At 71.6% G+C, this 8681-nt stretch carries 7 protein-coding genes; 5 read left to right on the top strand and 2 right to left on the bottom strand.

The annotated features are described in order from the left end of the window. The first annotated feature begins 236 nt into the window (after positions 1-236). From BL253_RS06245 to BL253_RS06230, 4 genes are all read left to right on the top strand, one after another. Positions 237-623: a hypothetical protein gene (locus BL253_RS06245; protein ID WP_076814346.1), complete on the top strand. Its 387-nt coding sequence runs from the start codon at positions 237-239 to the stop codon at positions 621-623. A 264-nt stretch (positions 624-887) separates the two neighbouring features. Beyond that, entirely contained in the window at positions 888-2678 is a 1791-nt protein-coding gene (gene aspS / locus BL253_RS06240; RefSeq protein WP_076814345.1) for an aspartate--tRNA ligase, read from the top strand. A gap of 395 nt (positions 2679-3073) precedes the next feature. Further along, entirely contained in the window at positions 3074-4234 is a 1161-nt protein-coding gene (locus BL253_RS06235) for a glutamate--cysteine ligase (protein WP_076814343.1), read from the top strand. Positions 4235-4314: 80 nt separating this feature from the next. Then, positions 4315-5709 (top strand): amidohydrolase, encoded by a 1395-nt coding sequence (locus BL253_RS06230; RefSeq protein WP_076814341.1) that lies wholly within the window; start codon positions 4315-4317, stop codon positions 5707-5709. On the opposite strand, the gene BL253_RS06225 is transcribed toward BL253_RS06230, so the two are convergent. Together BL253_RS06225 and BL253_RS06220 are read right to left on the bottom strand one after the other, a co-directional pair. Further along, entirely contained in the window at positions 5706-6116 is a 411-nt protein-coding gene (locus BL253_RS06225) for a hypothetical protein (RefSeq protein WP_076814339.1), read from the bottom strand. The two genes, BL253_RS06230 and BL253_RS06225, sit on opposite strands and share 4 nt — an antisense overlap. A gap of 50 nt (positions 6117-6166) precedes the next feature. Further along, positions 6167-7615 carry an NAD(P)H-quinone dehydrogenase gene (locus tag BL253_RS06220; RefSeq protein WP_076814337.1) on the bottom strand — a complete coding sequence of 483 codons (1449 nt, stop codon included), beginning with the start codon at positions 7613-7615 and terminating at the stop codon, positions 6167-6169. Positions 7616-8227: 612 nt separating this feature from the next. Here BL253_RS06220 and BL253_RS06215 point away from each other — a divergent pair. Continuing rightward, positions 8228-8668 carry a gamma-glutamylcyclotransferase family protein gene (locus BL253_RS06215; RefSeq protein WP_076814335.1) on the top strand — a complete coding sequence of 147 codons (441 nt, stop codon included), beginning with the start codon at positions 8228-8230 and terminating at the stop codon, positions 8666-8668. Positions 8669-8681 lie beyond the last annotated feature (13 nt).

Here is an 8681-nt window from a genome sequence, read left to right as displayed (position 1 = left end):
GTGCGGTTTTGGGTTGGTGACGTTCAGCGCGACGCAACCGTGCTGGGCGCGGAGGCGCGCCTCGCGGAGGCCCAGCCCACGAGCGAAGCGACGTGGGTTGGGCCGCAGCGAGGTCGCCGGAGCGCCCGTGAGCGCAGGAGGACACGGCGCGGAGGTCCCTTGGGAGCGAAGCGAGTAAGGGGCCGTAGCGCCGTGCCCGGACGGAGCGAACCAGAGAAACAGAGCAGACTTGCGATGTGGCCATCCCGAGTCGCTCGCATCCGCCTGACATACCGCTGGAACTGGGGGAGTTCACCGAGGTCGTGCTGCGGGGCCGGCTCACCGCCCCCGACGGCGGCGGCCGGATCACCGCCAGGGCCGAGCGGTTCATCGGCCACCGGCTCGGCATGTCCCGGTGGATCCTGCTGACCAGCCACCGGCTGCTCGTCGTCGCGCCGTTCCCGCGCGAGGGGGACTGGTTCGACGTCGTCTGGGACCGCCGTGAGGTGAAGGCATCCCAGGGCGTCAAGCACGGCGACGTGATCCGCGTCCAGCTCACCACCCCCGCCGGCCCCCAGGTCCTGCGCGTCCCCGCCAAGGTCCGTTCCGAGGTCAGCCGCTTCATCAAGGCGCTGCGCCGGTAGCCACTCGCCGAAACCTGGCCGCCGACGCCCAGGGTGTGGGACCCCAAGCCCGCCACACCCGGCCGGTAGGGTCATGCCTATCTGGATATCGATAGGACGCATAACTCTGGATAGTGCTCGCTGCCTATCCAGGTGACGGGTAGCCGGCCAATGAGGGCTCCGTATGCGGTACCGAGCCCAGTGATGGCTGGCAGGGCTGCCTGAGGGCGGCGACGGTGCTTTGGGCATGACCGTCGATCGACGGTGGGACAGGACGGCAGGGCGATGGTGACGGCAGACGGGCACGGCGAGCCGGGGACGCCGCGGGTGCGGCAGACCGCGATGCGTACGCATCGGTGCGGGGACCTTCGGCTGGCTGATGCCGGGGAGACCGTGACGGTGTGCGGGTGGGTGGCCCACCGGCGACAGCATGGGCAGTCGCTGCAGTTCCTGGATTTGCGGGACTACTCGGGCGTCGTGCAGTGCGTCGTCGACGGCACGGTCGACGTGCGGTCGGAGTACGTGCTGAAGATCACCGGTACCGTCACGGAGCGGCCGGAGGGCACCGTCAACCCGCAGCTCGCGACCGGTCAGGTCGAGCTGCGTGACTGCAAGGTCGACGTGCTCTCGGTCGCGAAGCCGCCGCCGTTCCCGCTCGACGACCGGGCGGACAACGTCGACGAGTCGACCCGGCTCGCCTACCGCTATCTGGACCTGCGCCGCGAGCGGATGCAGCGCAACCTGCGGGTCCGCTCGGCGGCGCTGTCGGCGATCCGTACGGCGCTCGCCCCGTTGGGGTTCGCCGAGGTCGAGACGCCGCTGCTGATGCCGTCGACGCCGGAGGGGGCGCGCGAGTTCATCGTCCCGTCCCGGCAGTTCCCGGGGAGCTTCTACGCGCTGCCGCAGTCGCCGCAGTTGTTCAAGCAGCTGCTGATGGTCGGCGGGATGGACCGCTACTTCCAGTTCGCCCGCTGCCTGCGCGACGAGGACCTGCGCGCCGACCGGCAGTACGAGTTCACCCAGCTCGACCTGGAGATGAGCTTCGTCGACCAGCAGGACGTGCTCGACGTCGTGACCTCGGCCGTGCTGGCCGCGACGGAGGCGGCCGTCGACGTCCCGGTGCCCCCGGTCGTGACGATGACCTGGCATGAGGCGATGGACCGCTACGGCGTCGACAAGCCGGACCTGCGGTTCGGCATGGAGCTGGTCGAGCTGACCAGCGTCTTCGCCGGCAGCGGCTTCAAGGCGTTCGCGGGCGCCGGCGCCGTGAAGGGCGTCCGGGTGCCGGGCGGCTCGGCGACGCACAACCGCAAGGCGCTGGACACCCTGACCGACACGGCGAAGAAGCTCGGCGCCAAGGGCCTGGTCTGGATGCGGGTCGGCGCCGGCGGCACGCTGGAGTCGCCGGTGGCGAAGTTCCTCTCGCCCGAGGAGCTGGCCGGGATCGTCACGAGGACCGAGGCGGCCGAGGGCGACCTGCTGCTGCTCGTCGCCGACGAGTGGATGACCGCCTGCGAGGTGCTCGGCCAGCTGCGCAACCAGCTGGGGCGCCCGCCGGCCGGCGAGGGCGGCTTCCGCTACGTCTGGGTGGTCGACTTCCCGCTGTTCGTCGGCATCGACCAGGCGACCGGGCGGCCCAAGCCGGGCCACCACCCGTTCACCCGGCCGCACCCGGACGACGTCGACAAGATGGAGAGCGACCCGCTGGAGGTCCGCAGCCGCGCCTACGACCTGGTCCTCAACGGCTGGGAGCTCGGCTCCGGCTCGATCCGGATCCACGAGCCGGACCTGCAGCAGCGGATCTTCGGCCTGCTGGGGATCACTCCGGAGGAGGCGAACGCCCGGTTCGGGTTCTTCCTGACCCCGTTCGGGTACGGTGCCCCGCCGCACGGCGGCTTCGCCTTCGGCATCGACCGGCTGGTGGCGATCCTCGCCGGTGAGGACAACATCCGCGAGGTCATCGCGTTCCCCAAGACGCAGTCCGGTCTCGACCCGATGACCGGCGCCCCGACGCAGGTGGACGAGCGTCAGCTACGCGAGCTGGGCGTCCGCGTCGTCGCCGCGCCACCCGCCTAAACGCGGACGTTCCGCGCTCGATTATGCACACCCCGTTTCGGAGAAATAGCCCCGAAACGGGCCCGAGGCGACTTACCGTTGCCTCATCGGGGGTGATGCCTCACCGCTGTTGTGCGTATCGACGGGCCAAGCGGGTAATTCGCCGGCAGCCGGGCCGGACGGACCGGCCTCATCTGTCCGTCCGGGCGCGTGGTCCGCTGGAGAGGCATCGCCTCGACAAGGCCTCACCGGGCAGCTCTCCCGCCGCGGCGTGCTGCCCACCGACGCACCATGACCGCCTACCTGTCCTGAAGCCCCCACGTCGTTAGGAGATCCCGGACGCACGGCGACCCGCATGACCGCGTGATCGCGTCGTCTTGGTTCCCACGCCGACCGCTGACACAGGAGGAGGCAGGGTGCACATTCCCTTCTCGTCGTCGCCGCGCACCAGCCTTGGCATCGAGTGGGAGCTGGAGCTGGTCGATCTCCGGACCCGCCAGCTACGCGGCGCCTCGACCGAGATCCTCGAGGAGCTCGCGGCCAAGGTCGGCGAGGAGGACGCGGCCAAGGCCAAGCACGAGCTCTTCGAGTCGACGATCGAGGTCATCACCGGCGTCTGTGACTCGGTGCCGCAGGCGCTCGCCGACCTGACCGGGACCATTGACGTGGTCCGTGGCCTGGCGGAAAGGCGCGGCATCGGGTTGATGTGCAGCGGCACGCATCCGATCAGCGAGTACAACGCGCAGGAAATCAGCTCGAACGAGCGTTACTACCGGCTCGTCGAGAACATGCAGTGGCTCTCGCGCCGGCTGCTGATCTTCGGCGTGCATGTCCACGTCGGTGTCCGGTCGAAGGAGAAGGCGTTCCCGATCGTCAACGCGCTCATGAGCTACATCCCGCACTTCCTGGCGCTGTCGGCGTCGTCGCCCTACWGGCTTGGGCGGGACACCGGTCTTGCCTCCAGCCGGTCGAAGGTCTTCGAGAGCCTGCCGACAGCCGGGCTGCCCTACCAGCTGGCGGACTGGTCACAGTTCGAACGGTTCATGGAGACACTGGTCGCCTCCGGAACGATCGAGACGATCCGCGAGGTGTGGTGGGACATCCGCCCGCACCCGAACTTCGGCACCGTCGAGCTACGGATCTGTGACGGGTTGCCGACCCTGCAGGAGGTGGGCGCGGTCGCCGCGCTCGCCCAGTGCCTCGTCGACCGGATGAACAGCCAGYTCGACCGTGGCTACACGCTCCCGGTGCCGCGCCGCTGGGTGGTCCAGGAGAACAAGTGGCGGGCCGCCCGCTATGGGCTGGACGCGGAGATCCTGGTGGACGACCGCGGCACCACCCGTCCGGTCCGGGCGGAGCTGACGGACCTCGTCGACGACCTGCTACCGGTCGCCCGCCGCCTCGGCTGCGCCGCCGAGCTCGAGGCCGTGCCGGAAATCATGGCGACCGGGGCGAGCTACCAGCGGCAACGCGCCGTCGCCCGGCGGGCCGGCGGCGATCTTAGCCGGGTCGTCGATACTCTGCTAGAGGAGATGAACACCGGCCGTCCCCTACAGCTGGACAGGTCGGCTGGCTGACCTTCGGGCAGTTCCTGGCGAGTGCGCCGGTGTTTGTTCGACAGACAAGCCGGTGCAGCCGGGGGAAGGTCTTTTTCGGGATGTCGGACAACGTGAGCGCGATGCCGATGGCGCCGGTCGACGCGATGTCGGCCGACGCGCCGTCGGGGGACGCGGAGCCCGCCGATTCGACGGCGAAAACCGTGCGATCAGCCTGGCCGGCGGGTGCGCGGGGAGCGCGCGCCGCGGACGTCACCGGATTCGTCCGGGACTGGTTCGCCCGGCACGAGGACGAGCTCGTCGCCTTCCGCCGCGACCTGCACATGCATCCCGAACTCGGCCGCCAGGAACACCGCACGGCCGAGCGGATCGCCGAGCGACTGACCGCGGCGGGCCTGGTGCCCCAGCGGCTCACCGACATCCCGGGCATCTGGTGCGACATCGCCACCGGTGGCCCGGGCGACGCGACCCGGACCTCCCGGACCGGCTCCGATCCGGGCGGGACGCCGGGCGAAGGCCCGGTCGTGATGCTGCGCGCCGACATGGACGCACTGCCGCTGCAGGACGCCAAGGACGTGCCCTACGCGTCCACCGTCCCCGGTGTCTGCCACGCCTGCGGGCACGACGTCCACACGACCGTGGTGCTCGGGGCGGGCCTCGCGCTCGCCGAGTACGCCCGGACACACCCCCTGGCGGGCACCGTGCGGCTGCTGTTCCAGCCGGCCGAGGAGACGATGCCGGGCGGCGCCCTCGAGGTCATCGACGCGGGCATCCTCAAGCCGGTCGACGCGGCGCTCACCGTGCACTGCGACCCGGCCCTCGACGTCGGCACCATCGGCCTGCGGCCCGGCCCGATCACGTCGGCCGCCGACCTCGTGGAGATCATGCTGGCGGGCCCCGGCGGCCACACCTCCCGCCCGCAGAACACCGTCGACCTCGTCTACGCCATCGGAGCGCTGATCACCCAGCTGCCGGCGGCGCTGAGCCGGCGCATCGACCCGCGGTCCGGGCTCGCGCTGGTCTGGGGCCAGGTGCAGGCCGGCTCGGTGGCGAACGCCATCCCGCGCGCCGGGCAGCTGCGCGGCACCGTGCGCACTCTGTCCCGCGACACCTGGGAGACGGCCCCCGAGCTGGTCGAGGAGCTCGCCCAGCAGATCGCCGCGCCCTTCGGCGCCGACATCGTCGTGGACTACCGCCGAGGCGTGCCACCGGTCGTGAACACCACCGACATGGTCGACGTCCTCGACGCCGCCGTGACCGAGACGTTCGGCCACGACGCGGCGACGACCGTCGCCCAGTCGCTCGGCGGCGAGGACTTCGGCTGGTACCTCACCTATGTCCCCGGCGCCCTGGCCAGGCTCGGCACCCGGACCCCGGGCGGCCCGACCTACGACCTGCACCAGGGCGACTACGCCGTCGACGAGCGCGCGATCGGCGTCGGCGTCCGCCTCCTGGCCGGCGCCGCCGTCGAGTCCTTCACCCAGCTCGCCCGCTAGGCGGCGGGGCGTGGGGTCGTGGCGAGACGGTCGGCGAGGCCCTGTTCGTCGGCGGTCAGGTCGGTCGGGCCGGAGCGCAGCACCGACCAGTGGCTGAGACCGGTCGGGCCGTCGAGCGCGCCCGCGGCGAGGGCGCCCTCGATCAGCCGCCGGACCTCCGCGTGCTCCGAGGGCGGGCTCACGGCGACGACGCGGATCGTCACGTCCCCGCCGGTCGGTCTGCCGACGCTGGTGTGGTGCGGCCAGCGGCACGGGCCGTCATGCTCCCAGTGGCCGCACAGCGCGATCGTCACGGCGCCGCCTGGCGCCCGCTTGTCCGCGCCGGGCGCCAGCCGCAGCCGGGCCTCGTGCGCCAGGCCAGCCCGGCCGTGGGCGCCCTCGACGGCCGCCGTCCGCTCATCCGCCACGCGACCATCATCACACCGGCCTCGGCGCGGCTGGAAGGGTTTGGAAGGGTTCAGAGCGTGTCGTCGAAGGCGGCGAACAGGTCCTCGGAACGCATCATCCGGGCGACCTCGGTGATCGAGCCGGACAGCGAGGGATAGATCGAGAAGGTGTTCGTCAGCTGCTCGGCGGTCAGCCCGTTGGAGACGGCGAGCGAGATCGACAGGATCAGCTCGGAGGCCCGCGGGGCGACCACGACCCCGCCGAGCACGCTGCCGCTGCCCGGCCGGCAGAACAGCTTCACGAACCCGTCGGTGATGCCGAGCATCTTCGCCCGCGGGTTGCGGGCGAGCGGCAGGGTGACGACCTCGGCGGCGATCGTGCCCGAGTCCTTCATGCGCTGGGTGACGCCGACGGTGGCGATCTCCGGGTCGGTGAAGATGTTCGACGACACGGTGCCCAGCCGCAGCGGCGTCACCGCCTCGCCGAGCGCGTGCCGCATGGCGATCCGACCCTGCATCGCGGCCACCGAGGCCAGCGGCAGGACGCCGGTGCAGTCGCCCGCCGCGTACACCCCGGGCACCGAGGTCCGTGACATCCGGTCGACGACCACGTGCCCACCGGAGCCGAGCCGCACCCCGACGTCGGTCAGCCCGATGGGCTTGGTGCGCGGTACCGATCCGACCGCCATCAGCGCGTGCGAACCGGTCACCGTCCGTCCGTCGGTCAGCTCGACGAGCACGCCGTCGCCGATCCTGCGGACGGAGGCGGCCCGGGAGCGGTTCAGCACCTCGATGCCGCGGCGGCGGAACACGTCCTCGATGACCATGGCCGCGTCCGGGTCCTCGCCGGGCAGCACCCGTTCCCGGGACGAGACCAGCGTCACCGCCGCGCCGAGCGCCCGGTAGGCGCTGGCGAACTCGGCGCCGGTGACGCCGGAACCGACCACGATGAGGTGCTCGGGGATCTCCGGGAGCTCGTAGAGCTGCTGCCAGGTCAGGATCCGCTCGCCGTCGGGCTCGGCCGTCGACAGGACGCGCGGGGCCGCGCCGGTGGCGATGAGCACCACGTCGCCGACGAAGCTGTCACCGGCGTCGGTCTCGACCGCCGTCGGCCCGACGAGGCGGCCCTTCGCGTGGACGACCTCCACCTTCTCGCGCTTCAGCCGGGTCTCGATGTCGCGCGACTGCGCCTGCGCCAGCTCGATCACCCGGCTGTTGACGCGCTTCGCCTCGAACGTGAGCACCTCCGGCGGGGTCAGGTGCGGCCCCTCGCCCTCCCAGCTGGCCGGCCGTGGAGTCGGCGCTCCCTTGGAGGAGAGCCCGAGTGCCGGCGCCCCGGCGACGGACGTCATGGTCTCCGACGTGGCGATCAGGGTCTTGGACGGCACGCAGTCCGTGAGAACGCAGGCTCCGCCGACCCCGTCCGAGTCGACCAGCGTGACGGCCGCGCCCAGCGATGCCGCGACCAGGGCCGCCTCATACCCGCCGGGCCCCCCGCCGAGGATGACGATCCGGCTCACGGTCCCCTCCTTGCTGCTCCTGGTCCCTGCCACGCGTTTCCTGCCCTGTCGAGTCTCGTGCACATGCCATCGCGACCGCTCGCCGCACCCGGCGGCCGAGCGGCCGGCCGGCGGCCGTCCGGTGGCCGTGGACACCGCCGGCTGACGGCCGGCCGTCCCGTTGTCCATCCTGCCTGCCGCTCTGTCCGCATTCGTCATCGAGCCGGGTTCGGTGACCGAACACAGGCACCCGGACCGCGCCCGCACGTCCCTCGCGCGTGGACCGCCGAAGAGCCGACGGCGACCGCTGCGCCATCGCCCTGCCGCCGCTCGGTGAGCGGTCGGCGAGCGGTCGCGGAGCGGTCCGCGAGCGCCAGATGAACGGAGCGTGAGTGGTCTCGCCTGTCTCGTGTCTGGCACTCGACTCGCCCATTCCCCGGTAGGGCCATGCTTAGCCGGTGTGGCCAGGCTCTACGGAAAGGCCCGTGTGATCAAGGGGGTCATCGGTCGCATAATGGCGAGGCGAACCGGCCCAGCCGTCACGCGCATTGGCGGTGCTCACGCCGCGCGCAACCGGCCTTGCACCGGCCCCCGCGCCATCCAGGCTCGGGCCATGGGATGAGAGACGCCGACATGAACCTGTACGCAGCGTATGCCAGCAATCTTGACCCGGCGAAGATGAAGGAGCGTGCTCCCCACTCGCCGGTGACCGGGACCGGCTGGCTCAGCGGTTGGCGGCTTACCTTTGGCGGGGAGAACTTCGGCTGGGACGGCGCGCTCGCGACGATCGTGCCGTACCCGGCGGGGCGGGTGTACGTGATGCTGTACCACATCGACCGCTACGACCTGGAGCGGCTCGACGTCTGGGAAGGCGCCGACACCGGCCTGTACACCCGCATCCGGGTACGGCTCTCCACACTCGACGGCGACGTGCTCGCCTGGACCTACGTCCTGGACGCCTACGAGGGCGGCCTGCCCTCCGCCCGCCATCTGGCCGACATCGCCGACGGCGCCGAGAAGGCCGGCGCCCCCAGCGACTACGTGGCCGACCTGCGCGCCCGCCCGACCGCCTGACCGCCGTCGGGCG

It is taken from the genome of Pseudofrankia asymbiotica (genome assembly GCF_001983105.1).
Taxonomy (GTDB): domain Bacteria; phylum Actinomycetota; class Actinomycetes; order Frankiales; family Frankiaceae; genus Pseudofrankia; species Pseudofrankia asymbiotica.
This window is presented reverse-complemented; position numbering and strand designations above follow the sequence as displayed.